This window comes from Rhodococcus sp. IEGM 1330, assembly GCF_033142445.1.
In the GTDB taxonomy this organism is placed as follows: Bacteria; Actinomycetota; Actinomycetes; order Mycobacteriales; family Mycobacteriaceae; genus Rhodococcoides.
The window spans coordinates 23,336-49,078 of record NZ_JAWLSB010000005.1; the positions used below are offsets into that span (position 1 = coordinate 23,336).

The following is a 25,743-nucleotide window of genomic DNA, read 5'->3' on the forward strand; positions in this document are numbered from 1 at the left end:
CCCTTCACAGTGGGGGTTATGCAGTGCAGAGTGCGACCATGCGTTGCCAGAAAAGTTCTTCGAAGCTCGCCAACTGCTGGGCCAGCTGGAGTGCGCGTGCGAGGGCCGCATCAGGAATCCCAGTCAGAAGCGACTCGGTTGCAGTGATTTCGGCTTCGTCGATCTGGCTGAAGTAGTCGAAGTGCGCCAGTTGCTGCGTGGTGAAAAACTCTGTGGCGAGCAGACTTTCGTAGAGGCGTCGATAGCAGCCGGTAGATGACCGGCAGAGGTGGACGAAACTGGCGGGATAGTCCCATGGCGAGCCGGTCACAGCGATACGTGCGATCTGACCTGGGTACGCCAGAGCAACAGCGTCCATGGATCGGGTTGGGTTAGAGCCGGTGTCGTAGACGCCCACGAAGGAGGACAGCAGCTGGTAAGCATGCTGTTCGGATTGATGGCTGAGTTCGTAGAGGCTGGCCAGCGGTGTGTTCTGGTGCCGGCGGGCCATGAGTTCGGTGGATGAGACGTTGGAACCGACGAGCTCGTCGAGGTGGCATGCGAGAGGGGCGAGGTCGTTCGGGCGTACACGCCCGGTTTCGATTGCGATGGCCAGTGGATTGTCCGTCAAGGCCGCCGTCGGAATGGTCGATGTCATCGGTGGACTCCCAGTTCGGCCAGCGGGCGCCGGAGGGCGGGCGAGTGATGCGCGGCGGTACGGGAAGTCAATTCTGTTGCCAGTCGGGCGATTTTCGCCAGGCGGTCTGAATTCGCCGCCGACTCGAGTCCCAACGCAATCCGCTGAGTGAGGGTTTCAGTGGTGACTTCCCATACGCCGGTGATGGGTTGCTCGGTCTCACCCAATTCCTGCTGGAATCGGCGCACACAGTAGAAGGTGAACATGTCGAGCACGCAGTCCAGTGCGGCGGCGCGCACCCACTGGTCGTCGTGACGCCGAACAATGTCACGTAGGTGGGCGGCCTGGACCGCGAGAATTGTCATTTGTTCGTCTGATGGTGCGCAGGTGGTGTGTTCGAGTGGTGGGGTGCCGCTGAAGGGCTGCGCCATCATGTCTTTCAGCATTTCGGTCGACCCGTCGAAGATGCGAGTGACCCGTGTATCGCGCCACAGTCGCTCAGCACGCGAGGCCGGTGCTCGGCGTCGACGGGCTGACTCGGCGGTCTCGTAACCACGACCGCCGACGAGTTGGAGGAGTATGTCCGTGGCCTCGGCGGCGGACTCGCTGAGGATGAGTTTGGCGGCCTCGGCGTCGGTGTCTGCGCAGTGCGGGTCCAGAACGAACCATGTGACTGCGTTCGCAATCAGTCCTAGTGTCATGAGACGGGCGAGGTGGCGCTGAATTTGAGGATTGGTGTGCAAGCCGCGGCGGGTCTGTCGGTCCTCGCGGACCCATGCGGCTGCATCTGCCAGACAGGTCGTCATGGTGGCGAGGCAGACGACAGGTAGGGCAGCGCGGGATTTGCTGAGACAAGTCAGGGCCACGTCGAATCCCGCACCCTCGGTGCCGATCAGTCGATCGGCGGGGATCCGGGCGTCGTCGAAGTTCAACTGTCCGTTCGGCAGGCCTCGCAGGCCGGCAAACGAGCTGCCGGGTCCACGGGCGACTCCGTCGTCGCTAGCTTTGACGAGTAACGCGGTGACGCCGCCACCGGAGAGTTGTGTGGGCATGAGATCGACCAAGACGACAACGTGCGACGCTATCGGCGCGTTCGTGATCCACGTCTTGCTGCCGGTGACGAGGTAGCAGTCGAGAACCGGGTCGTAATGAGCCGTTGTGGTCAACGGTTCCGTCCCGTACCCGAGCGCTGATTCGTTGAGGGCGAAGGCAGAGACCTGGCCGGTGAGTTCGGGTAGATACTGGGCCTGCTGCTCGTCGGTGCCGAAGACGAGGAGAGGGCGGACGGCACCGATGACTTGGTGTGCGGCGACGACCTCGCACAATGTGGAGTGGGCGGAGGTCAACACAGCAAGGACAGCCAGCAGGCAGTCGTCCGAGAACCCAAGCCCGCCGTGCTGTTCAGGGATGATGATCCGGAAGGCCCCTAACCGGCCCAGGTCGTCGAGCATGTGCGTGGGGATCTGCTGACTCGACTCGATCTCGGCGGCCAAATCGGTGCTGTCGCACCAGGTCCGGATGTCTTCGAGGAAGGCCAGCTCCTCGGTGGTCAGAGGTCGAACAGGTCTGTCGCGAGGGTGTGTGGGTAAGTGTCCCGAAAGCAACTGGTCGACAACTGACGAGGGGTCGAAGGGCCGTGCCGTGGTCATGAGGTGAGTCTCAGTTCGACGGCAGTGAGCGGTCCGACGCGAGCGATCTGGAGTGCGTCGGTCGTGAAACCCGCTTTGTCGAGAAGGTTCTCGAGGTCGTGCAGTGTGCGTTCACGTCCTCCGCTGATCACAAGCATGCAGAGATCGGTGAGGTAGCCCACTGCGGCGTCGTCATCGTGCGAGGCGGGTAGGAAGTTGCCGAGGATGATCAGCCGGGCCCCGAGTGGAATCTGGGCCCTGCATGTGCGTAGGAGGTGTAGGGCGTGTTCATCGTCCCAGTCCTGTAGGACGCTCTTGATGACGTAGGTCGTACCTCCGAGAGGGATCATGGTGAAGAAGTCGCCCCCGGTTGCCGTGCACCGATCGACGACATCGGCGCGCGCAATGACTTCCTGGGCCGCGCTGATCCCGGCGGGGCTGTCGTACACGACGCCGCGAGAAGAGGGATTTGCGCGGAGGAGCGTGGTGAGGAAGGTTCCGTCTCCTCCTCCGATATCGACGACTGTTTCGTCCTGATCGAGACGAATGAGGGCCGTTGCTGCATTGGCCGTGGCCCATGACTCTTCCTGCATCGCGAGGTTGAAGCGCGTGTTGGCGGCTTCGTCGTCGGCTAGGTAGTCGTAGACGGATTGCTGGTGTTCGAGGTCGAAGCCGGGGTCGCCGGTTCTGACGGAGGTTTCGAGGTGGTCCCAGGCGCGTTGAAAGAGTGGGCTGGTGAAGTTCTGGGCGAATTCGGCCAAAGACCCTTCCCGCCCTGGTACCAGGACTCGGCCAAGGTCGGTGAGCGTGATGCGGCCGTCGATGTCTTCGATCAGTCGCGCGCTTTGCAGCAGGCTCGCGAGCCGGCGCAGATTCGGTGCGGGAACGCCGAGATCGGTCGCGAGGTCATCAATGGTTGTGTCGGATGCCTTATCGATGCGACCGAAGAGGTCGAGCGTGCTTGCTGCGCGGATTGCGTTGGACACCATGTATCCGCCGATGAGACGAATTGCGGTATCTCGGATTTCCAGAGTGGTCACAGTTGGGTACCTTTCTCAGTCTTATTTGTCAGGGGGTGTTCTATCCACACGTTCGGTTCGACGTAAACGGCGTAGTCGTGGGCGATGTTCACGTAGACCGGAGCGATTCCGCCCTCGACGATGGTTTCCCCGGTGTGCACGAAGGCTTTTCCGGTCCACTCGTTCCATCGAAGTAGTGGGGCGGTGATGGTCATTGCGGTCGGGCAGAGGCCGATGATGTGCCCGCCGACCCGTTCGTGGACGCGAAGCCAATTGTCGTCCAAGAAACCGTCGGTTCGTCTGCGGTCGATGTATTCCTTGATGGGCATCGAAGGATGGTGGGTCTTGGAGCTCGGGCGTACTGGGACGACGAGATGATCGAATCCGGCGCGGGTGGCGTGTTCGCGGAGAGCGGTCAATAGAATTCGGGACAGTCCTTGGCTTTCGTGACCGGCGGCAATTCCGACTTCGAGGGCGCACAGCGTGTTCAACCTCGCGTGGGTGTAGGTGTCGATTGCCGATTGTTCGATGATGCCGTCCCAGCCTCGGATGGGCAGGTTTACTGGGTTGCCGTCCCAGCTGATCGGCAGTGCGGCCGCGCGTGCCACTGGAGTCTCGCCAGACAAAGTTACGAGCTGATGTTTTCGGTGGGCGTCGATGCCCCATTCGACAAGCATCCGCGAGGGTTCGACGAACGCGGGCCAGTCGACATTCATCGATACGAATGCGGACAGAAGATCCGGACGTTGTGCGAGTGAGTACGTCTGCACTGGATCGGTCATACCGTGACCGGCTCGGCGATATGAGCTGCGTGGCGCTCTTCCCGCGGGATCGTGACCGAGACTTGTCGTAGATGGCGTAGGGCGTCGAGGTAGGTGGCCCGCGGAACCGATGTCGCCCCCAGGTTTTTGGCGTGTTCGGATTCGTGCTGGAAGTCGAGAATTCGTCCACCGCCTTCGATGAAACGTGTGGTGAGGTCGACGACCGCGAGTTTGCCGGCACCCTCAACCAGGGTGAATTGGGAGTCTGCGGTGAATACAGCGCCGAGCTGAAGCCCGAACACGCCCCCGATCAGCCTGTCGTCGTTCCAGACCTCGCAACTGTGTGCCACGCCGTCTCGGTGCAGCTCGCGCAGCGAGGCGCGCACTGTGTCGGTGATCCATGTTGCTTCCCGGCCGTTACTGCAGGCGTCGACGACAGCATCGAATGCAGTGTCGATGCTGGTTCGCCATTCAGCCCGGAGGCGAGCGAATCGGCGCATAGTGCGTCCGGTTCGCCTGGTGACCAGATCCGTTATCGGCCGGCGGTCCGGGCAGAGCCATGCGACCGAGTATGGGTCGCCCGTGTCGAGATTGATATGAATGTTGCCGAACTCGGTGTCAGCTGCGTACCTGATCTCGTTGATCAAAGTCTCTTCTGGTGAGGACGCCGGGAAACAATAGAACCCTTCCGTGGCAGCTGCGAGGATGTTCTGTGCGGAGAGGTCGGCGTCGAACGCGGCCGGCCCCGTCGGTGCACTGTGGGTCCGCGCGATGCTGGACCAGTTCAAGCCCATAGGAACTCCTCGCGTTCCAAGAAATCGAGGTAGCGGTCGATGAGTGCAGCATCGACATCCGGGAACGTGATGTTGGTTCCTGCGAGAGCTCTGTCGACGTTCGTGCGAGTGAATCCGGGGAATGTGTCTTCCAGATACATCGCAGCAACGCTCATCTGTCCACCCGGGCATTTATCGATGAACAACGGCGCGAATGGTGTCATCGGATGGCGTGGGTTCGACACCGCCAGGTCGATCATTCGAGAGATCCATTCGTCCCAGGGAAGTTCTCCGATATCACGACCGCGGGCCTGCAATCTCTCGCGGAGGAGCGAGATATGGGTTTTGTTTGGATTCGTGAGGTGGTAGACCCGCCCGTCGGTCGGTTCGTGGGTAGCGATGTGGACCAGAGCATCGGCGAAGACGTCGACGGGTGTGTAATCCATGGGCAATTCGGCCAGCGGTATTGCGCCGATGTCGGCGATGAAGCGCTTCATGCAGCACATTTCGGTGGCGGTATTCCACGTGCCGCGGGTGCTGTGACCGGAGATGTCGGCGGCGCGGTAGACCGCTACCGGCAGTCCGGCGCGGCCGGCGTCGTGTACGAGGTGCTCGGAAACCCATTTGCTCTCGACATAGCCGACGCCCAACTGATCGAGGTGCTCGAGTGGGTCGTCCTCGTTCACGAGGGATGTTCCCGCAACGCCGTGACCGGCGATCACAGCCATCGTCGAGACGTGATGGAACGGTGCACCGTTCACCGATGCGAGACGCAGAAGTTCGAGGGTGCCATCGACGTTGGCTGTCTTCATCTCTGTGTAGGGGTAGATGAAGTTGACGGTTCCACCTGAGTGGACGACGAGGCTCGTGCGTGCGGCGAGCTGATCGAAGGCGACTTCGCTCAGTCCCAAGTGTGGCTGTGTGAGGTCGCCCACCACGATGTCGATGCGGTCGAAGGCGTCGTTGGGGATGTCAGGTGCCGATCCGTACTTCCGCCACGCGGCGCGGAGTCGATCGCGTGCGGTCACATCGGATTCTGCGCGGACCAGGCACGCAACTCGAGCCGTGCTGTTCGTCAGCAGGCGGGGCAGTAGATGGGATCCCAAGAAGCCAGTAGCGCCGGTGAGAAGGACCGTCGAAGCCTCGGTGAGGTGAGCCCGGCTGTCCCCCTCCATCGCGCGTGAAGGCGTGATGGTCCGCGCGAGGTCCGATTCCATGGCTTCGCGAGGGTCGGCCCTGGCTACGAGGGTTCCGGAACGAGCGGCGGCGACGGCTTGGCAAAAATTCGCGAAGTGCGGCTCTTTAAGCAATTGCTCGATCAGTGCCCGTACATAACGGACGTGAATGCCCAAGCTGGCTCGGGTGCGAGCTACGAGTTCGGCAGCGGTGACCGAGGTGCCTCCGGCGTCGAAGAACGGGACGCCAAGCTCGTGTCGATCGATTTTGAGCACTTCTGTCCACACGGTGGCTATGGCGTGTTCGATGGCGGAGTCGAGGACGATGCCGATATCGGTGGCCGTCTCGGTGCCGGAGAGGGCGTGTTCGGTGAGGGCTCGGTAGTCCGTCTTGCCGTGACGTGTTTGGGGCAGCGAGTCCAGTGGTGTTGCGTCGCTGGGTATTGAGTAGGAGGGAAGCGTTGTGCGCAGGGCCGAGAGCAGGTCGGAGCGGCCGGGGTCCGAAGTGCCTGGGGCGAGAGTGTAGAACGCGTGCAAGGCGCTTCCGGAGCCAGAGGCCACGACTGCACAATCTTGGATGTGAGGTAGCTGGCGTAGCGCATTCTCCACTTCGTCCGGGTCGACTCGAAACCCGCGGATCTTCAATTGCCGGTCTGTGCGGCCCGTGATGACGAGCCCGCGAAATTGGTCGACGTATCCGGTGTCGCCAGTTCGATAGAAGTTTTCTCCGCCGATCGAGACGGTGGGGAGGGGAACGACGGTACCGCTGCCGCTGGTGATTCCTACGGCAAGACGCCCGGCGACAACGACGCTTCCAGCCACTCCTGGAGCGAGCGGTGCATCGGATCCGTCGAGTACGGCAACGGCGCTCCCGTCGAGCGGATGGCCTACTGCCGCAGGCCCGTTCCGGGCACCGGCCGCACCATCGAATTCGGCAAGGCAGGAGGTAATGCCTGTTTCGGTGAGGCCGTACGCGTTCAGGATGCGGGCCTGCGGGTAGATAGAGCGGGCGTCGTCGAGATCGCGGTTCGTTACTGCTGCTCCTCCCAAGATCAACAACCGGGGGCGTGCACGTGAGCGTTCAGCACCACCGGAAGCCGTGATGATGTCGCGCCAGTAGCTGGGGGTTAAGTCCATGACTGTGATTCCGGCTTGTTCGATCTTCTGGTGAAATTCCGACGGGGCCCACACCGTCTCTGGCAGCACCAGCGTTGCGCCTGCCGCGAGGGCGACGCAGACCTGCTCGATCGATGTATCGAAGGTGGGAGCGCCGAATTGGAGCACACGGTCGTCGGACATGATTCCGTAGCGGTGGGTCAGTTGCTCGATCAGCGAAGTCAAGGACTCATGCGACGCTACAACGCCTTTGGGGCGGCCTGAGGAGCCGGATGTGAAGATCACATACGCCACGCTCGCCGGGTCGAATCCGTGCACCGATTGTGTCTGTCGACGTGGATGCGCTGCAGCGGCGCTGACCTTGATGGAGCTACCCCACGCGTTGTCGACGTCGGCAGAGATGGTGGCCGACGCTCCGGTTGTGCTTCTGATGTCGTCGAGTCGGCGCGATGGGTCCCGATGATCGACTGGGAGGAAAGCCAGTCCTGCCTGCCATAAAGCCAGCATTGCGACAACCTGCTCGGGGCCGCGCGGTAGTTGGACCACGACGGGTGAGCCGGGTTCGTGGTGTAGATCGATGAGTTCGGAGGCGAGGCGATTCACGCGCTCAGCCAGTTCGGCGTATGAAATATCGACGTCACCAAATGCTAGTGCGGTCGATTCGGGTCGGGTCTGTGAATAGTGAAGTACGCGGGCGAGTACGAACGGATGGGTCAACACATCGGTCATTGAACTGTTTTCTCCCTGAACGTATTTGGGTGCTCGAGGACAGCAAGCACGGTCTCGACGAGATGGTGTTGCGCGTGAGTGGGGCCCGTGCCGGTAGTGGCGAACTCCGCAGCCGCGTGGAAGAGATGATGGATCGCGGCAACTAGCCACCATGCGGGTAAGTCGGGGCGAAACACTCGTTCGGCTTGGCCTCGCGTGACGAGAGCTGTCATTTGCGCTGTCAGTACCGTGTGGAGGTCACGAAGTTGCGTTGCAGAAAGCTCGTCCGTGGCCGCGATGGCCACCATGCGCGACCGATTCATCAGCTGCCAGCTAAGAGTGAGAGTGCGTGTCATGGCCTGGGTTGGGTCTGGGTCCGTCGAAGCGCTCGCAATGGAACCGTTCGCTTCTGCCATCACACGGGTCATAGCCGCCTCCACGATGTCGCGGCGTGAAGCGAAATGCCCGTATATCGTTACCCGCCCCAGTCCCGCTTCGCGCGCGATGCTTGCCATTGTTGCGTCCGGTCGGACGCGGAGCTGTGAGATGGCGGCATCGACGATGCGTTCGGTGTTGCGGGTGGCGTCTGCTCGTCGTTGCTTGGGGCCTGAAGTGTGAGGGATCATTGGTCGCAACCTCGTTAATCAAACACTGATGTTCGAGTTAGGCAGTCAAACCATACCGAGGTGTACGAGTTATCCGCAAGGGTTCGGAGAAATTCTGAGCCTTGAGGCGTTGTGGACGACACGAATTGGAGGCAAATCCCCTGCGTTGGATAGCTTTTCGCGTTCAGTTACCGTTCGCTTTCTTGAAATCTTGACTATCGACCCCAACTTCTACTTCTTGGTTTCCTGTGCTGGAGCGAAGGCGGACTCGAGTGTGGCGTTGATGAAACGTGGTGCGTCGTCTGAATTGAGACGCCCTGCCGTGATCTCCTCGGCGGCGGCGTTCATGACGACATGGGTTGTGGCCAAGAGCCAGCTCACAGGTAAGTCTGTCCGGAAGGCACCTTCGCGCTGTCCGCGTTCGAGCAGCGCGCGCATCCTTGCTTCGGATGCCTCGTGTAGCTCGCGAATTCGGGCGCCGGAGAGTTCCTTTTGGGCGGCGGCCAGCAGCGCGCCGGCTTGGCTCAACAATGTCCAGCTCGACGCGATCAACCGCTTGAAGACATCGGACGGGTTGCCGTCGAGAGGGACCGCGCTCAGTACATTCTCGCCGCGCTCCAGGCTGTCGACGAGTGCGGCTTCGACCAGTTCGGCCCGAGTTTGAAAGTGTCCGTACAGCGTCATTCGTCCGACGCCGGCTTCGGCGGCAATGTCGGCGATCGAGGCACCGGGCGCTTTGCATAGTGCGACGGGTGTTGCCGCGAGAATTTTCGCGCGGTTGCGCTGTGCGTCGGCGCGCTGATTCGTCGCCTTGCCGGCGTGCTTCACGTGCGGATCGCCGTCCTTGTTTGCAGTCATGGTCAACCTCATAACTCGTACTGGGATGAATCAGTTATAGTACCGCTATTAACTCGTACATCTATGATTGACTTAGGAGTAGCGATGACCACACCTTCGGCTCAGGGAGTCGTGGAGTCCCATCCCAAGCGCTGGCTTGCGCTGGCCTTCCTGGGGACAGCTCAGTTCATGCTCATCCTCGATGTCACTGTCGTGGCAATCGCCCTACCTCTGATGGAGACGGACCTGGGCCTATCGCGAGAAGCAGTGACCTGGGTGGTGACCGCCTACACGGTTGCCTTTGGCGGATTGATGCTTCTCGGTGGTCGCAGTGCCGACTTGTTCGGTGCCAAGCCTGTCGTCTTCACCGGGCTGACCGCGTTCGTCGCCGGATCGCTCGCCGCAGGCTTGGCAGACGGCGAGACCACTCTTATCGCCGGGCGCATCGCCCAGGGCATCGGAGCGGCACTGCTCTCTCCGGCAGCATTGTCGGTTGTCGTACGACTCTTCGACGACGACGACGAGCGCAACCGGGCGTTGGGGATCTGGTCCGCGCTCGGCGGCGGAGGTGCCGCGGTCGGAGTGTTGCTCGGTGGAGTGATTTCGGCCGGTCCAGGCTGGCCGTGGGTGTTCTTCATCAACGTGCCTGTCGGCGCGATCGTGGTGATTGGTCTAGTGCGTGTTCTTCCGTCACTGCCGCCGCAGCGCGCCACTCGTGCGGCAGTCGACTTTCTCGGTGCCATCTTGGTCACCTCGGCTACTGGCCTAGCCATCTATGCCCTCATCAATGCAGGCGAGGTGGGGTGGACCGCGCCACGCACGCTGGCCATTGCGGGGTCTGCAGCGGTGCTCTACCTGTTGTTCGGCTGGCGACAAAGTGCCACTAAGTCCCCTCTTATGGACCTGTCCCTGCTCGGTCGGCGACCGGTCTTCTCCGGCGTCTTCGTGCTCGGGATCGCCACTGCCTTGATGGTCGCGGTGTTCTTCCTCGGCACCTTCTACTTCCAGCAGTTCGCAGGCTACGGCCCACTTGCTACCGGACTGCTCTTTCTTCCCATCGCGGTCGCGACTATGACTGGCGCGCAGTTGGCGGGGCGACTCGTCGGTAAGTTCGGTGCCCGTAGTCTCGGCGTGATTGGCATGGCTGTGGGTGCGATCGGCCTCCTGATTCCGGCGTTGTGGGCCACCACGGTGAGCACCACAGTGGGTATCAGCTTCGGAGCGCTCGGCATTGGAATGCTCTTCGTCGTTGCCTCGGTCACTGCGCTCGGCAATGTTGCTCCCGACGAGGCCGGAATTGCCTCGGGTCTGCTGAGCACTTTTCACGAAATCGGCGCGTCGGTTGGCGTCGCGACAGTTTCTAGTGTTGCCGCCGTCAGCTTGTCCGGGGGCGGAGATGCGGGTTTCAAGCAAGCGTTCCTGGTAGCCGCGATTGGTGCAATTGTTGCCGCTGTCATCGCCAGCTTCGCGATCCCGGGTCGTCAACGGAGCCAGTAGAACGGGATTGAAGGCAACTTATTTGAGGCCCGGTCGAGGCAGCACGCGAAGTCAGCCAAACGAGCCCGTGGCCTTCTCCTGGGCCTGGACAAGGTGGCTCGATGGACTCCGTGATCCTCAACATGAGCTCGCTTGGATTCTCGTGTTGAATATGACTTTGTGCCACCGTCGGGCGGGTGCCGTTCTTGGCTATTGCAGGCGGTTCCGTAGCTTGTTCACCGGACAATGTATGCGCCTGGTGTGGTCTGGTCACGACGGCGAGGGTGTGTCGACGGTCTAGCACCGTGGACGGCGTGAAACACGTTTATCGTTGTTGCACTTCTTGATTCGGCGCGTTGGCAGACGTGCATGCGGCGGACGGCTGACACATGTTCATCTGTTGGTGGAAGGGATGCACCGATATCGGGTCAGATCAGCCAGGGGTCCGTGATTCCCCTGTGAGCTCGAGCTCGGCTTGCTCGCTGCCCGCGCTGGCTGCATCGACGACGCAATGTCTTAGGTGGTCATCGAGCAAGCTGATGGCAACGCATTCGAGCGCTTTGGCAACGCTGAGCCTGAGCGAGGATATTGATAAAAGTCTGCTCCTCATCGACAGCCGGGCAAACCACTCGTCTGGCTCCGATTCGTTTCAGTCAGGCCGGTTCGTTCTTGGCTCGTCGAGGTCCGCTTGTGTGGACTCGGCTCCTCCGCAGTAGTTGGGAGATTCGCGGCCATGGGCATGAGTCGTTGGTCGTCTGAGTTCAGGGTCACCCTCCGTCCCGAGCGCTGACTTCGGGTCGTAGGTCGAGTCGCCGGAGCAGCTGGGCGTTCATTGCGGCGACTACAGTCGATTCGGATATCAAGATCGCGCCGACCGACAGGGTAGGCACGAACCCAGCCGGTGCCAGCACCACCACCGCGAGCGGAACTGAGCCGAGGCTGTAACCGGCTGTCCACCAGTGGTTTGGCTTCCATTTTGCGGCAGCTGAGGGTCGAAGTTCAATCACTTACGAGACCGAGCGCAGGTCGACGCTGGAGAGTGAGACTTCGGCCGGGGCAATCGTGACATCCGCACCAGCGCCGATCGCGATGCCGACGTCTGGCTGTGCGAGCGCCGGTGCGTCGTCGACACCGCTGCCGAACCATCTCAGCCTTTCCGCGCCCTCGTAGCGATTCGAGTACCTGCGAGGCTTGCTCACCGCCAACCTCGAGGGGGCATAAGCGACACCCACGCCAGAGCGCATACAAATGGTCAATCGTCGGGTGTCAACTCAGCTACAAGGGCAGTGGCCACAGCATGAGGCCTGTGTGAGTCAGCGCACGGCTGAGGCGGGTGCCCGCACACGTGTCTTTTGGGCCATGAGCACCGACATCGCGACGCCGGTGCCAACCAGAAACATCCAAGGATCAAGCCGTTCACCCAATAGGAGCCCAGCGAAGAGCATCGTCAACAAGGGCTGAAGTAGCTGAATCTGTCCAACCCGAGCTATGCCGCCACGAGCCATCGCCCAGTACCAGGCAACGGATGCTCCCACGGCACTGCCAAGTGCCAGGTAGGTGAATGCCAGCACTGTGCTAGCGGTGACCCTCAAGTCATCTGGAACGCCCACGACAAGGACGATCACCAATGCAACCGGAGCGCCCACCACCACGGACCAACACGTAACCACCCACGCCGAAATACGCTTCGAAAGCACAGCACCCTCTGCGTAGCCAATTGCGCACACGATCACCGCGAAGAATAGCTCCACATCTCCTCGCCCTAGCACACCGTCGGCACGAGAAACGAGGTATCCAATCGCCAGCCCGGTGCCCAACACGCACCAACACCAGAAGCGAGCGCTTGGACGTTCCTTGGTGCGCACGACGCCGACTACGGCAGTTGCTGCTGGGACGAGCGCAAGGGTGACAGCAGAGTGGCTCGCTGAAACGCTCTCCAAAGCGTGCGCAGTCAGGAGTGGAAACCCGATTACACAACCGGCTGCGACAATCAGAACGGACAACGCTTCTCGCCGAGACGGCAGCAGCCGATTTCGCGTAGCTAACAACATCACAATTGCCAGCACGGCGGCCAGCACTGTTCGCCCTGGACCGGCAAGCTCAGGCCCGATGTTTCCAACAGCCGACGCTGTAATGGGAAGGGTGAGACTAAAACCTACGACACCGATGAACCCAACGAATCCGACCAGCGGAGTTACCGCGGAAGTTGGTGCGCCGGTCATACGAATACCCGAGATGATGTTGTGGCTTGTCGATCGGTTTTGCCTCGGTCTCGGATCGAGCCGTGATTTGCTTCGTGCAACGAGTGGACCGCGTCCTGAACCAGATCTAGCAGGATTCGGGGGCCGTATTCAGTGAAAAATGATTCAGGGTGAAACTGCACTGTGGAAACACCTCCACCGGACATTCCGACAACGTCGTCCTTCTCATCAAGCGATACGACTATTTCTCTGCGCAGCTCTGCTTTGTATACGAATTCAGTAGGTTTTGACACGGTGAAACTGTTGTAGAATCCGACTTTCTGCACCACTCCTCGGTGCGATAGAGAAATTTGTCGGCCCTGCACAGGCTGTTCAAGCTGGCGAATCTCCAGCCCCAGCGTGGAGGCGATTATTTGGTGGCCTAGGCAAATCCCTACAATTGGTAGCGACCGGGATAATGCAACGCTGGCAGCATGACGCAAGTGTGCCACTCGTTGATCACTCTCGTCCGTGGGGTCGCCCGGACCGGGACCGAAAAGTACTACCCGCCCCGAGTCAATTGCAGGAAATGCATTATGCCAGTCAAAAATCTCGACATCGAAGCCTATGTGCCGAAGTTGATAGGAGATCATTGATGTGAAGGAGTCTTCGGCATTGATTACCGCCACGCGGACTTTCTGTGCAGCGGGTTCTCGATCGACTCTACCGTCGAGCCACATTTTAGCCTTGTCGTGTGTACGGCGTGCCAGTAGCGCCATGATCTCAGGGTTCTGGGTGCACTGAGGCTTCTTGACTGGACGCATCTGGCCGGCCGCCTGAATCATGTGAGAAATTTTGTCGGCAGTTTCGACAGCTTCGGCCGCTGGATTGGAATCCCGTACGATCGTCGCACCTGCAGTGACGCGAACCAGTCCCTCGGTTGTTATGTCGGCAGTGCGGATGATGATCGACGAGTCGAACCAGTACCCTTCGGGAGTTGGTTTGTACACTCCTGCAATTCCGCTATAGTAGCCTCGTCCGCGCCGTTCTCTTCGTGCAATTGTGGTCAGTGCGCTTCGCAGGGGGCTACCGGTGACGGCAGGCGCGAACATGGTTTTGCCGATAAGGTCACTAAGGGGCGACGATGTACGTCCCGACAGCTGGAACTCGGTGTGAATGACACGGGACATGCTCCGTAGGAATGGACCGGAAACTCGAATTTCGGAAGTGCACAGTTCCGCCATCATCTTCAGTTCTTCGTCGACGACCATGTTGAGTTCGTCAACTTCTTTGTCGTCACGAAGAAATTCGAGCACTTGAGCCGTGAGGTCTTGGTCCAGGCTTGGGCGCAGGGTGCCGCTGATGGGATTCATTGTCATAACCCCGTCCGTAAGACGGAAGTGCTGTTCGGGTGTGCTCCCTACGAGAAATCTCGTGCCCGTGAAGATGCAGAATGTCCAGTACGACTCACGTTCGCTGAGCAGCAGTTGTTTAAACAACCCCAGGGCGGTACTGGAAGAGAAGCTTTCGTAGTAGCCTTTGAGGCTTCGAGCCAGAACGAAGTTTGCTCCCGCACCGTGCTTAATCTCCTCGACAATCGCTCGAACATCGTCCTGGTACTGAATGTCGCTTACATCGAACTGAGCGTTGCGAATCTCGGGTACAGGTGCATCGATATCCTTGAGAAGATCTTCGCGGACCAAACTTATATTTACATTCGCATCAATAGTGATGAGCGGAGTGCCATCGTCGATGCAGTCGAAGCCCCGCTCGCTGACTTGGCGAAATGGAACCAGGATAACGGACGTATTCGACGAATTACTCATCGCAGAAACGGCCGACGAGATTGTTTTGTGGACCGTTGTAGGACCGCTGAAAAATGAGATGTTGCCACACTCCCGCTGTGCGGAATCCTCGATCAGAGCGAATGGTGTTCGAGTATCGAGTGCAGATAGCAGAAATTCATCACGCATCATACTGGCTCGATTCAAGTTGACGTACCACTGTGTCTGTACTCACAACATGACCGCAGTTCCTGGACACATACTGAGCGGCCATGATGTGATCCTCGCGTGAAAAGTCCGCCATGGCGTCAATTGGCCAAATCGGTTGGATTCCGAGGCTAAAAGCCTCGACGGCTGTGACTAAGCACCCAACGTGGGAGAATACGCCGCAGATTACCAACTGCGATCGTCCGCGATCCCGCAGGATGGTTTGCAGAGGCGCGTCGTAAAATGCGCTATAACGCCACTTGGTGAGTACGGTATCGTTCTCCCCTGGCTTGAGTGCTGCGATGATATCGCGATCTTCAGGATTCGACGACATGCCCGGGCCCCAGATGTCCTTGAGCAAACCTCGTTCCGTGGTAGTCATATCACCTGGCTGGGCGGTGTAGACAATGGGAATGTCGAGCGATGCGGCAGTCTGTCGTAGGCGAGCGATATTCTTGATTGTGGTGCGAAGTAATTCGCTTTCTTCGTCGTAGAATCTTGCGAAATAGTTCTGCATGTCGTGTATCAAGAGCGCTGACTTCGAGGGTGAGGCCGTCCAATCGACCCGACTGGCAGGTATGTCGCTTTCCGCGGGCATCGAATAGCTATCAATATTCGCGCTAGTTTTGAAAACTAATTCGTTAGCCATTGACGACACCGTATCGATCTTCCAGGAAGTGCGCTCCGTAAGATTCAAGGTCGGTGACAGTATGGGATTTCATGAGCCATCGGTGTCGGAGCGACGCTTCGTCATTGATCGCGTTTACCTCGCGGCCGTGCACGACGTGGCGATTGCTGAAGCTAACTGCGTCGCCGGGTGCAGAAATTCTGGTTCGTTTGACGGCGTGCAACGCACACACGAATACGTCGAGCGCGGCCTGCGACTCTTCATCAAGTCCTCTCGTTCTCCCCTCGAAGATACGCACTTCGCATCGACCAGGAATAACCACTGAATGCGATGTGGGGGATGTGATGGACAGTTTCTTGCTCGAACCAGATGAATCGTCTACTGGCGTGTGAAACCTTGGCTCGGAAAGAATCTGAATGTCGGACGGGGACAGAGTAGCGAGGGTTTCCCGAGTATAGGCAAAGGTTGACTTGACGTCGTTTTCCGGTGTATCTCGCAGCGTGATGGTGTTGATGAAATCGGGAGATACGAAATGAGTTGGAAAGTCACGGTGAAATTTGAGGGTTTTGAGTGTTTTTGCGGATTGTTTGTCGTACATCGACTCTTTGGGGTAAATGTCGTGAAAAAAGTCGCCATCGTTCACCGTGAGGTGTGCGAGAGTCGATGTGCCAGTGAGTTGGGCGTATGACTCTAGGAATCCCTCGGCCACGAAGGTGCTTTTCATGGTGTACTTGTCCTGCAGTGGGTCAATCGAACCAAAGATCGGAAGATGTACATCAATTGGGCAATTCGTCATCACCGCGAGTGGACTTGTCTCCATATCACGTTGGGCGGCATCTAAGCAGTAGACCTGGAATCGACTGGGCAACGTCTCAGTGAGATTCGATATGTCTTCGCGGAAGCTGGCGTAATCGCGATAGGGGTTGCTTTCGCATTGGAGAAGGATTGCAGTTGCTTGACGGTTCTCTTGGTCGGAAAAGGTGAAGTCCGTCGCTATGTGTGTTGTCGCTGAAGTCATCGTAAGCGTCCTTCGTGAGTGGCATCAAATGGTCATCAGCCTGCGCGGTCGGAGCCTTAGCCCGGCTGCAGCGCCCGTTGGTACGAGTGCGGCGTTGAGCGGCTGTCGTCTTCCTGAACGATTGCGCCGCGGATTCTTGTGCGATGCTCCAAGAGTCCTGCGGTCCAGTTTGAGGTGCCCGTTAACTGGAAGGGTTGGGCATGCTTGGCGATGCACCCGTATTCGATTGTCTCAGTTGCCATCACACCCAGACCGTGAACTCCAGTGCTTCAGAGAGTACCTAAGTCGTACTCTGCTGTCCAGTTTAGCGCAGGTTGCGGCCGGCCATGCCGTCGACGTATCCGACGACTCGGCCGGTGCCGAGGCGTAGTCCGGGCGTGTGTGGCCGGAGTTCCTACTCTGTAGGAACGCTTTTGGTAGCTCTCGGTGCCATGACTTCGTCGATCCTGGCGGGGGTCGGCGGTTTGTTGCCTCGTCATTTGGATTGCCGATTGCACTGACGGTCTTCGAGGTCATGCAGGGATAGGCGCATTTCGCGAGCTGCGGAACCGTAAGTGCAGGCAGCGCGTCGAAATAGGCTTAAACGAGAAATACTTGGTGATCACAGATATGCGTTACACTCAGACGCTCCCGCCGTCAGTGTGGCGTTAATCCGGGTCCCGTCCGCGCTGACTTGGCGAAGCTGGTGGATGAGTACGGCCGATTTGTTCATTTTGCAAACCAAACTTCAGGGGAGTGTGGCCACCGACGGGCCGTGGCATCACCTTCTCCTGGAGGACGGGTTCCTGAGCCACTGGTGGTGCAGCCACGCGAGTTGCGCACTGTCTCCGATGAGATCGACGTCGCTCAAACCGAGATCGCAGCCGATGCAACCTATGAGAACGTAGCCAGTTTGCTCATCGTGTTGTCTGATAGTCGGTCGGCTCACAACCTTCGGTGCTGGCCCAAAGCACGACTGACTACGAGCAGGCCGACGCGGGCGCGCCAAGGCGATGGACGATCCAGCTCGACGGCAGTTCCAGGCCGCAGGGACACCTGACAGCACCCTTTGGAAGTCAGACCGCGCTGGCAACTACAAGACTCGCTTCGGTGCGTTAGGAGCGGACGAGCCTTGCGATCGCGTCGGTGGCCTCTTTGATCTTCTCGTCGGCTTGGGGTCCGCCGACGACGGCGGCGTCAACCACGCAATGACTGATGTGGGCTTCGAGGAGACCCATAGCCACCGCTTGTAAGGCTTTGGTCATTGCCGAGACCTGGGTGAGGATGTCGATGCAGTACTTGTCTTCCTCGACCATTCGCTGCAGTCCGCGTGCCTGGCCTTCGATGCGCCTGAGGCGTTTGAGGTAGGCGTCCTTTTTAGTGATGTAGCCGTGCGCGGCGTGGTCATGGCCGTCGGTCTCGGCGGGCGACGACTGTCTGGCCGCGGGAGTGGGGGTGGCCATGGTGTCCTCCTGGAATCCGAGTGTCATGCCGAGCATCCCCGATTATGCCCGCCCGGGGTATGGGGCCGGCGGGGTCGGTCGAGTCGTCGCCCGGCCGCCGCCACGGCGCACATCAACTCGCAGCGGGCCACCGCCCGGGTCCCGGGGTGCCGGGTGATCTGCACCAAGGTCGTTGCCACTGTGGACATGGCCTGCTTCTTTCCGGGGCTGCAAGGGGTTGGAGCGGTGCGATAGGCGGGACGCTTGCCGTGCCCGCCCGCCCCAGCCTCCTCGGCGCTTGTTCTGCCCTCGGTTACCCTGCGAGGGACTTGAACCGGCGCAACCGCAAGCTGTTGCTGACCACGAACACCGACGAGAACGCCATCGCCGCACCGGCCAGCATCGGATTGAGCAGCCCGGCCGCAGCCAAGGGCAGGGCGGCCACGTTGTAGGCGAACGCCCAGAACAAGTTGCCCTTTATGGTGCCCAACGTCCGGCGCGACAGGCGGATGGCATCCGCTGCGGCGCGCAGATCACCGCGTACCAACGTCAGATCGCTGGCTTCGATCGCGACATCGGTACCTGTGCCCATCGCCAGACCGAGGTCGGCCTGCGCCAACGCTGCGGCGTCGTTGATACCGTCGCCGACCATCGCGACTACCTTGCCCTGCTCCTGCAGCCTTTTGACAACGTCCACCTTCTCCGCGGGCAGCACCTCCGCGATCACCTCGTCGATCCCGACCTGGTCGGCGATGGCACGCGCGGCGGCCGCGTTGTCGCCGGTGAGCATGATCGGCGTCAGACCAAGGCCCCGCAGCTGCTCGATCGCCTCAGCGGAGGTGGCCTTGACCGCGTCGGCGACGACCAGCACGCCGCGAGCCCGACCATCCCAACCGACCGCGACGGCAGTCTTACCCTCGGATTCGGCTGCACGCACAGCACTTTCGAGATCGTCCGGCAGCTGCTGCGCCCGGTCGGCGAGCAGGCGGGCCCGTCCGACGATCACCGCGTGGTCCTCGATCATGCCCTGCACCCCGAGGCCCTCGATATTGGTGAACTGCTCCACCGGCGACAGAGCTCCGACCTTCTCGCGCGCGCCCTTGGCGATAGCCTGAGCGATAGGGTGCTCAGACGAATCTTCGAGTGCACCGGCCAGGCGCAGCACCTGCGCGGTGTCTTCGCCGTCGGCGGTGATCACGTCGAGCAGGGTCATCTTGCCGGTGGTAACGGTGCCGGTCTTGTCGAGCACCACGGTGTCGACACGGCGGGTCGATTCGAGTACCTCAGGACCCTTGATAAGGATGCCGAGCTGAGCCCCGCGGCCAGTGCCGACCATCAGCGCGGTCGGGGTGGCCAGGCCAAGAGCACACGGGCAGGCGATGATCAGGACGGCGACGGCTGCGGTGAACGCGGCCGCGATCCCGCCGCCGGTGCCGATCCAGAAGCCGAGTGTCGCCACGGCAAGGGCGATCACGATCGGGACGAAGACACCGGAGATCTTGTCCGCCAGACGCTGAGCTTGAGCCTTGCCGGTCTGAGCGTCTTCGACGAGTTTCGCCATCTGCGCGAGCTGGGTGTCCGAGCCGATACGGGTCGCCCGGACCACGATTCGGCCGCCGACGTTGACCGTCGCGCCGACGACCAGATCATCGGGTCCGACCTCGACGGGTACGGATTCGCCGGTCAACATCGAATTGTCGACCGCAGAGGAGCCCTCGGCGACCACGCCGTCGGTGGCGATCTTCTCCCCTGGACGCACGATGAACTCGTCACCGGCTATTAGTTGATCGGTGGGGATGCGCTGTTCCACACCATCGCGCAGGACTGAGACTTCTTTGGCGCCGAGTTCGAGCAGGGCACGCAGGGCGGCACCGGCGCGTCGCTTGGAGCGTGCTTCGAAGTAGCGGCCGGCGAGGATGAAGGTGGTGACTCCGGCGGCGGCCTCGAGGTAGATGTTGCCGGCCCCGTCGGTTCGGGAGATGGTCAGCTCGAACGGGTGGGTCATGCCCGCCGTTCCTGCGGTGCCCCAGAACAGGGCATACAGTGACCATCCCAGTGCGGCGATGGTGCCCATCGAGATGAGGGTGTCCATCGTTGAGGTGGCGTGCCGCAGGTTGGTGAAGGCGGCCTTGTGGAACGGCCATGCCCCCCACACCACCACGGGCGCGGCGAGGGCGAGGGAAAGCCACTGCCAGTTAGTGAACTGCAGTGCCGGAACCATGGCCATCGCGATCACCGGCACACTGAGCACCAGCGATATGAGCAGGCGTTGGCGCAGCGAGGCAGTGGGGTCATTCGCGGATGGTTCGGCCGCTGCCGCGTCGGGGTCGGTGGAGGAGGTGGCGGTTGCCGGGACCTTCGCGGTGTAGCCGGCCTGCTCGACGGTGGCCACGAGTTCCTCGGTCGACACATCACCGACGTAGTCGACGCGTGCCTTTTCGGTGGCGTAGTTCACCGTTGCGGTGACTCCGTCGAGCTTGTTGAGCTTCTTCTCGATTCGGTTCGCGCACGAGGCGCAGGTCATGCCACCAATTTCGAGTTCGACCTGGCCGTCGGTGGTCGGGTGCTGCGTGACGGGATTCATCGCTCCTCCTCTCGGGGCCGTGGGGGTAGGTCAGTGTCCGTGCCCGGCGGGCATCGGCTCTGGGGCGGCGGGCACCGCGGTGCCGTGGACATTCGCGGCCGCCAGGGTGAATTCGGCGGTCCGCACCACGCCATCGTGCTGGAAGTCCAGGAACAGGCGGTAGTTGCCCGCGCTCGGTGTGGTGACGGAAAAGTCGATGCCCGGACCGGGCGCGGTGACCCCGTCACCGGGGTGTCCATCCGGATGGACGTGCAGGTAGCCGAGGTCGGCGGCCCGCAGGGCGACCAGGTGCCCGTATGCCCCGAGATAGGGCTGCAGATCTGTGACGGGTTGCCCGTCCCGGCTGACCGCCAGCGTCAGTTTCGATGCCTGTCCCGGTTGAAGGGCGCCGTCGAGAGTGACGGTGTACCCGTCGACCTGTGCTTCTGCGGCCTCTGCCGGCAGTGGCTGCGGATCGTAGGCGTCGCCGCCCACCTGCAGGTCGGCACCAAGAGTGAGACCGTCGCCGCCATCCGGGGTGAAGTCCGCGAACACTCGGTAAGTACCGGCACGGGTCAGATCGAGTGGAACGCTCCAGGTTCCGGCGGAGTCGAGTACCGGATGCACGTGTTGGAACGCTGCCATGTCGCGGCGCACCGCGATCAGGTGAAGTTGCTTGTCGTGACTGTCGACATAGCGGGTGACGGGCACTCCGTCGGCATCGAGGATGCGGAACCGCACCGGCTGGTTCGAGCCCACCGAAATCTGCGCCGTGTCCAACGCCAGGGTGTATCCGCTGTCGGTGACCATCAGTCCTCCAGGTGTCTGGTCGGCGACCGGTGCGCCCGTGGTGGACACGGGTGCGGCGTCGTGAGTCGAAGTGTCGTGTGTCTCGGGCGGTGCGGCATCTTCGGGGCCGAAGGCATCCCCGGCCCCGAAGGCGAGCCCGAAGACCGCGGCCAGGCCGATGGTGAATCCGACGAACTTAGATGATGCGTTCATCGTGCGAATCTCCTGTCCGGGGTCTGGAGTAGATCAAGAGGCGAGCTGGTAGCCGGCCTCGTCGATTGCCTGAGCGATGGCCGTGTGCTCGATCGTGGTGTCTGAGTCGATATCGACCCGGCCGCTCGCGAGGTCGACATTCACGGCGGTGACACCGGGAATGCTGCTGATCTCCTCACGTACTGAGGAGACGCAGTGCCCGCAGGTCATTCCGGTGACGGTGACGATGGTGTTCATCGATGCCCTTCCTTCTTCGATTCGGATGTGGTCGAGGTCGTCGCGACCCATCTAAGAATTACCATACCCCCGTACAGTATGCAACGAGATGCGCCGCAGCCGTTCGCGGTGCGGCTCGGGCAGTGAACGGCACAGATCAACGGCGGAGGGTGCCTGCTTGTGGGCCTCCAAGCCCTTCTGTGACACGAAGGCCCGGCCTGATAAAAAGAGCAGCATCGGAGGAAGGGTTAAGACTCAACCGGATCCCAATATACCCCTATGGGGTATATTGACCAGGCAGGGCTCGTACAGGCGCAAATCATTGTTTGCGTCCGAACCGGAACCCGAAGGCCACGGGGTGCACAGACAACAAATTCGATGGATGAGAGGAACCAGCACGATGAACGATCACACGCACTTGGACGTCGACTCAGCGCAGACAGATCCGCCGAACAGACTGCAGCACAGCGGACAAGGCAAAGGACGCGAACGGCACACGGAAGCGGCCGAGAAGCCGACTGCGCAGTTGGATCACAACATGGATAAGCACACTGCGACCCACCTCGGACATGGCGAGCACACAGAGCACACCGGGCATGGTGGTCATGCCGGGCACGGTGATCACGTCGGTATGTTCCGTCGTCTGTTCTGGATCATGACAGTCCTCGCTGTCCCGGTGATCCTCGCCTCCGACATGTTCGCCATGCTCGTCGGATACTCGCTCCCCGACGCGGCATGGATCGCCTGGATCTCACCGGTGCTGGGCACTGTGATGTACGCCTGGGGCGGCTCCCCGTTCCTCACCGGCGCAGTCAGCGAAATACGCTCGCGCGCACCGGGAATGATGCTCCTCATCGCCCTCGCGATCACAGTCGCGTTCGCCTCGTCGATGGGCGCAAGCCTCGGTGTGCTCGATCATCAGCTCGACTTCTGGTGGGAACTGGCCCTGCTGATCGTGATCATGCTGCTCGGACACTGGATCGAAATGCGATCCCTCGCGCAAACCACATCCGCGCTGGATTCACTGGCCGCGCTGCTCCCGGACACCGCCGAACGCGTCGCGGGCGACGACGTAGTGACCGTCTCCCCGGACCAGCTCCAGCTCGGCGACGTCGTCGTCGTCCGCCCCGGAGGACGAGTGCCCGCCGATGGCACCATCGTCGCCGGATCGGCGAGCATGGACGAATCGATGATCACCGGCGAATCACGCACCGTCCGCCGCAGCGACGGCGACCAGGTCGTCGCCGGGACAGTCGCTACCGACTCCGGTCTCCGGGTCCGGGTCACCGCGGTAGGAGAGGACACCGCCCTCGCCGGCATCGGCAGGCTGGTTGCCGACGCCCAGAACTCGACATCGCGTGCTCAGCGCATCGCCGACACCGCCGCCGGATGGTTGTTCTGGTTCGCCCTCGGAGCCGCGGTCATCACCGCCGCGGCCTGGACCCTGTTCGGGTTGCCCGACGACGCCGTCATCCGCACGATCACCGTGCTGGTCATCGCCTGCCCGCACGCACTCGGTTTGGCGATCCCGCTGGTGGTGTCCATCGCCACCGAGCGAGCCGCCCGCGGCGGTGTCCTGGTCAAAGACCGGCTCGCACTCGAAACCATGCGGACAGTGGACACCTTGCTGTTCGACAAGACCGGCACCCTCACCAAAGGCGAACCGACTGTCACCGAGGTCGAGGCAACAGGTGGCCGCACCGCCGACGACGTCCTCGCACTCGCCGCTGCCGCCGAAGCCGACTCCGAACACCCCCTGGCACGCGCCATCGTCGGTGCCGCACAAGCCCGCAACCTCACAGTGTCGGCCGCCACCGACTTCCAGTCGTCCCCAGCCGTCGGGGTGTCCGCCGTGATCGATGGCTCCCGCATCAAGGTCGGCGGACCAGCTCTGCTCGAGCAAGAACATGCAGACGAACTTGCTGTCGCCGATCGGTGGCGCGGCGACGGTGCGATCATCCTGCACGTCGTCGCAGACGGTGTCGTGATCGGCGCGCTCGCCCTCGCCGATGAGATCCGGCCCGAATCCCGCACTGCGATCGACGAACTCCACGCCCGCGGTATCACAGTGGTCATGATCACCGGCGACGCCGACGCCGTCGCCAAGACCGTCGCCACCGAACTCGGCGTGGACCGCTACTTCGCCGGCGTCAAACCAGAAGACAAGTCGCACAACGTCGCTGAGCTTCAACAGGAGGGCCGCACCGTGGCGATGGTCGGCGACGGAGTCAACGACGCACCGGCGCTGGCGCAGGCCGATGTCGGGATTGCGATCGGTGCCGGTACCGATGTCGCGATCGCGTCGGCAGGAGTGATCCTCGCGAGCGACGACCCCCGGTCCGTGCTGTCGGTGATCGAACTCTCCCGCGCCTCGTACCGGAAGATGAGGCAAAACCTTTGGTGGGCAGCGGGATACAACCTGATCTCGGTTCCGCTCGCGGCGGGAGTGCTCGCACCGGTCGGGTTCGTACTGCCGATGTCGATCGGCGCGATTCTGATGTCGCTGTCGACGATCATCGTCGCCGCGAACGCACAACTCCTGCGTCGACTCGACCTCGCACCCGACGTCATCACCGGCCCTCAAAGCGACAGCAGCCGGGTAACGGAGCCTGTGCGTGACTCGGTTACGCGCAGCTGAGACCCCCCGCGTCTGAACAACTCTGCACGAACGAGCCGAAGGCCGCACCCACTGATAGGGGTGCGGCCTTCTGCCGTGTGCCGTCAGGTCAGCCGAGCAGGCGCTGCATGGTGTCGATCTCCTGCTGCTGGGTGGCGACGATGGTGCGGGCCATCTCCTGTGCGTCCGGGTTGGAACCGTCGGCGATCTCGGTGTTCGCCATCTCGATGGCACCGGTGTGGTGGGCGATCATCATTGTCAGCCACTGACGGTCGAACTCCGGACCCGTTGCGGCCATCAGTGCGTCCATGTCCTGTGGGGTCATCATGCCGCTGCCGGAGCTGTGATCCATTCCGCCCATGTCACCCATGTCTGCGGTGGGGGAGGGCTGGCCCCATTCGGCTAGCCATGTGGTCATCTGGTCCATCTCGGGCTGCTGTGCGCCGGCGATGGCCGATGCCAGCGACAGGACCTCCGGGTTGTCGGTGCGGCCGTTCGCCATGTCGGCCATCTCGACGGCTTGTGCGTGGTGCGGGTACATCATCTGCGCGAACATCACATCGGCATCGTTGAACTGTGCCGACGCATCGGCTTGGGCCGAGGACATCGGTGCCGAGGACATCGAGTCCATGGAGTGGCCGTCCATCGAAGAGTCGGTCGTGTCGTTGCTACAGCCGACGAGGAGGAATGCGCTGGCGGCGGCGACAGCAAGTGAAGCAATGACTTTGGTACGCATGCGGAATCTCCTTGCGAGAGCGTTAATCAGGGGTTTGTGACGTGTTTCAGTCCGCCGGTCGACGCGCGTCTACCGGGCTCCCTGTCACACTCGCAGGGTCACCGATCTGTCCAACTCCCACAGCGTCCACGGCGGTGCGCGCTCCAGGGTGGAGTCTGTGCGCCCGCCGATCCCGTTTACCGCTGTCGGCAACTGGCCAATCTCGGCGCTCAACGCCGGGACCGGTAACCCGGGCCACGACACCGTAGTGCCCACGCAGGGATGCATCATCTGATGCGCCGACGGGCAATCGTGTTTTTCGGTCGCCGTCTCAGCCGAGCCGGCGACCGAGGTCATCGACGCCATCGCTGCGTGTCCGCTGCTCATCGAGGTAGTGAACGCTGCCGGTGTCACCGAGTGCATCAGCAACACTCCGAATACTGTCAGTGCGATCAGGAACCCGGTCGACGAAGCTACGCCTCGTCGACCGGGTCTGATCACTGATTGCATGGTAACGACGGTAGCAGAGTATACCCCATAGGGGTATTTTGAACGATCGTCGATGGCACCCGAACCGGTCGGCGTCGATTCGGCAGTGCGCTGCAGTCGAGCCCCAGCCGCAGGCTGTAGGACGCGGGTTGCATGTTGGCGACGTTCGGCGAGCGCCGCATCCTTCCT

Annotated in this window: 20 protein-coding genes and 1 pseudogene; 2 read left to right on the forward strand and 19 right to left on the reverse strand. The window is 61.4% G+C overall.

Annotated elements, in window-relative coordinates; translation table 11 throughout:
* Positions 1-16: 16 nt before the first annotated feature.
* From R4P57_RS13100 to R4P57_RS13135, 8 genes are all read right to left on the reverse strand, one after another.
* Positions 17-637 carry a hypothetical protein gene (locus R4P57_RS13100; protein WP_317803272.1) on the reverse strand — a complete coding sequence of 207 codons (621 nt, stop codon included), beginning with the start codon at positions 635-637 and terminating at the stop codon, positions 17-19.
* The gene (locus R4P57_RS13105; protein WP_317803273.1) at positions 634-2,265 is read right to left on the reverse strand and encodes an acyl-CoA dehydrogenase family protein; all 1,632 of its coding nucleotides are present in this window, start codon (positions 2,263-2,265) and stop codon (positions 634-636) included. The genes R4P57_RS13100 and R4P57_RS13105 overlap by 4 nt, the downstream gene beginning before the upstream one ends.
* On the reverse strand, positions 2,262-3,284 hold the full coding sequence (locus tag R4P57_RS13110) for a methyltransferase (RefSeq protein WP_317803274.1): 1,023 nt from the start codon (positions 3,282-3,284) through the stop codon (positions 2,262-2,264). Before R4P57_RS13110 ends, R4P57_RS13105 begins: the two co-directional genes overlap by 4 nt.
* Entirely contained in the window at positions 3,281-4,045 is a 765-nt protein-coding gene (locus R4P57_RS13115) for a Long-chain-fatty-acid--CoA ligase (protein ID WP_317803275.1), read from the reverse strand. The genes R4P57_RS13110 and R4P57_RS13115 overlap by 4 nt, the downstream gene beginning before the upstream one ends.
* Positions 4,042-4,818 (reverse strand): hypothetical protein, encoded by a 777-nt coding sequence (locus R4P57_RS13120; RefSeq protein WP_317803276.1) that lies wholly within the window; start codon positions 4,816-4,818, stop codon positions 4,042-4,044. Before R4P57_RS13120 ends, R4P57_RS13115 begins: the two co-directional genes overlap by 4 nt.
* Positions 4,809-7,817 carry a non-ribosomal peptide synthetase gene (locus tag R4P57_RS13125; RefSeq protein ID WP_317803277.1) on the reverse strand — a complete coding sequence of 1,003 codons (3,009 nt, stop codon included), beginning with the start codon at positions 7,815-7,817 and terminating at the stop codon, positions 4,809-4,811. The genes R4P57_RS13120 and R4P57_RS13125 overlap by 10 nt, the downstream gene beginning before the upstream one ends.
* Entirely contained in the window at positions 7,814-8,422 is a 609-nt protein-coding gene (locus R4P57_RS13130; RefSeq protein WP_317803278.1) for a TetR/AcrR family transcriptional regulator, read from the reverse strand. The genes R4P57_RS13125 and R4P57_RS13130 overlap by 4 nt, the downstream gene beginning before the upstream one ends.
* Positions 8,423-8,632: 210 nt before the next feature.
* The gene (locus tag R4P57_RS13135) at positions 8,633-9,271 is read right to left on the reverse strand and encodes a TetR/AcrR family transcriptional regulator (RefSeq protein WP_317803279.1); all 639 of its coding nucleotides are present in this window, start codon (positions 9,269-9,271) and stop codon (positions 8,633-8,635) included.
* Between the two features lie 72 nt (positions 9,272-9,343).
* Here R4P57_RS13135 and R4P57_RS13140 point away from each other — a divergent pair, with 72 nt between their 5' ends.
* On the forward strand, positions 9,344-10,735 hold the full coding sequence (locus R4P57_RS13140; protein ID WP_317803280.1) for an MFS transporter: 1,392 nt from the start codon (positions 9,344-9,346) through the stop codon (positions 10,733-10,735).
* Between the two features lie 746 nt (positions 10,736-11,481).
* Here the strand turns inward: R4P57_RS13140 and R4P57_RS13145 are convergent.
* The 9 genes and pseudogenes from R4P57_RS13145 to R4P57_RS13185 form a co-directional block, all read right to left on the reverse strand.
* A pseudogene (locus tag R4P57_RS13145) lies at positions 11,482-11,853 on the reverse strand (heavy metal translocating P-type ATPase); the annotation flags it as partial.
* A 174-nt stretch (positions 11,854-12,027) separates the two neighbouring features.
* Positions 12,028-12,936: a DMT family transporter gene (locus R4P57_RS13150; protein WP_317803281.1), complete on the reverse strand. Its 909-nt coding sequence runs from the start codon at positions 12,934-12,936 to the stop codon at positions 12,028-12,030.
* A complete protein-coding gene (locus R4P57_RS13155; protein ID WP_317803282.1) occupies positions 12,933-14,870 on the reverse strand; it encodes an anthranilate synthase family protein in 1,938 nt (645 codons plus the stop codon). The genes R4P57_RS13150 and R4P57_RS13155 overlap by 4 nt, the downstream gene beginning before the upstream one ends.
* A complete protein-coding gene (locus tag R4P57_RS13160; RefSeq protein ID WP_317803283.1) occupies positions 14,860-15,534 on the reverse strand; it encodes an isochorismatase family protein in 675 nt (224 codons plus the stop codon). The genes R4P57_RS13155 and R4P57_RS13160 overlap by 11 nt, the downstream gene beginning before the upstream one ends.
* Positions 15,527-16,531 (reverse strand): hypothetical protein, encoded by a 1,005-nt coding sequence (locus tag R4P57_RS13165; RefSeq protein WP_317803284.1) that lies wholly within the window; start codon positions 16,529-16,531, stop codon positions 15,527-15,529. The genes R4P57_RS13160 and R4P57_RS13165 overlap by 8 nt, the downstream gene beginning before the upstream one ends.
* 1,094 nt (positions 16,532-17,625) lie before the next feature.
* Complete coding sequence (locus R4P57_RS13170) at positions 17,626-17,973, reverse strand: metal-sensitive transcriptional regulator (RefSeq protein WP_317803641.1); 348 nt, start codon at positions 17,971-17,973, stop codon at positions 17,626-17,628.
* A 292-nt stretch (positions 17,974-18,265) separates the two neighbouring features.
* Positions 18,266-20,536 carry a heavy metal translocating P-type ATPase gene (locus tag R4P57_RS13175; protein WP_317803285.1) on the reverse strand — a complete coding sequence of 757 codons (2,271 nt, stop codon included), beginning with the start codon at positions 20,534-20,536 and terminating at the stop codon, positions 18,266-18,268.
* Positions 20,537-20,566: 30 nt separating this feature from the next.
* Complete coding sequence (locus tag R4P57_RS13180) at positions 20,567-21,517, reverse strand: hypothetical protein (RefSeq protein ID WP_317803286.1); 951 nt, start codon at positions 21,515-21,517, stop codon at positions 20,567-20,569.
* Positions 21,518-21,550: 33 nt separating this feature from the next.
* The gene (locus R4P57_RS13185) at positions 21,551-21,754 is read right to left on the reverse strand and encodes a heavy metal-associated domain-containing protein (protein ID WP_317803642.1); all 204 of its coding nucleotides are present in this window, start codon (positions 21,752-21,754) and stop codon (positions 21,551-21,553) included.
* A gap of 517 nt (positions 21,755-22,271) precedes the next feature.
* Here R4P57_RS13185 and R4P57_RS13190 point away from each other — a divergent pair.
* Positions 22,272-24,371, forward strand: a complete 2,100-nt coding sequence (locus R4P57_RS13190) for a heavy metal translocating P-type ATPase (RefSeq protein WP_317803643.1) — start codon at positions 22,272-22,274, stop codon at positions 24,369-24,371.
* An 88-nt stretch (positions 24,372-24,459) separates the two neighbouring features.
* On the opposite strand, the gene R4P57_RS13195 is transcribed toward R4P57_RS13190, so the two are convergent.
* Both R4P57_RS13195 and R4P57_RS13200 read right to left on the reverse strand, forming a co-directional pair.
* On the reverse strand, positions 24,460-25,086 hold the full coding sequence (locus tag R4P57_RS13195; RefSeq protein ID WP_317803287.1) for a DUF305 domain-containing protein: 627 nt from the start codon (positions 25,084-25,086) through the stop codon (positions 24,460-24,462).
* Between the two features lie 84 nt (positions 25,087-25,170).
* The gene (locus R4P57_RS13200) at positions 25,171-25,575 is read right to left on the reverse strand and encodes a DUF6153 family protein (protein WP_317803288.1); all 405 of its coding nucleotides are present in this window, start codon (positions 25,573-25,575) and stop codon (positions 25,171-25,173) included.
* Positions 25,576-25,743 lie beyond the last annotated feature (168 nt).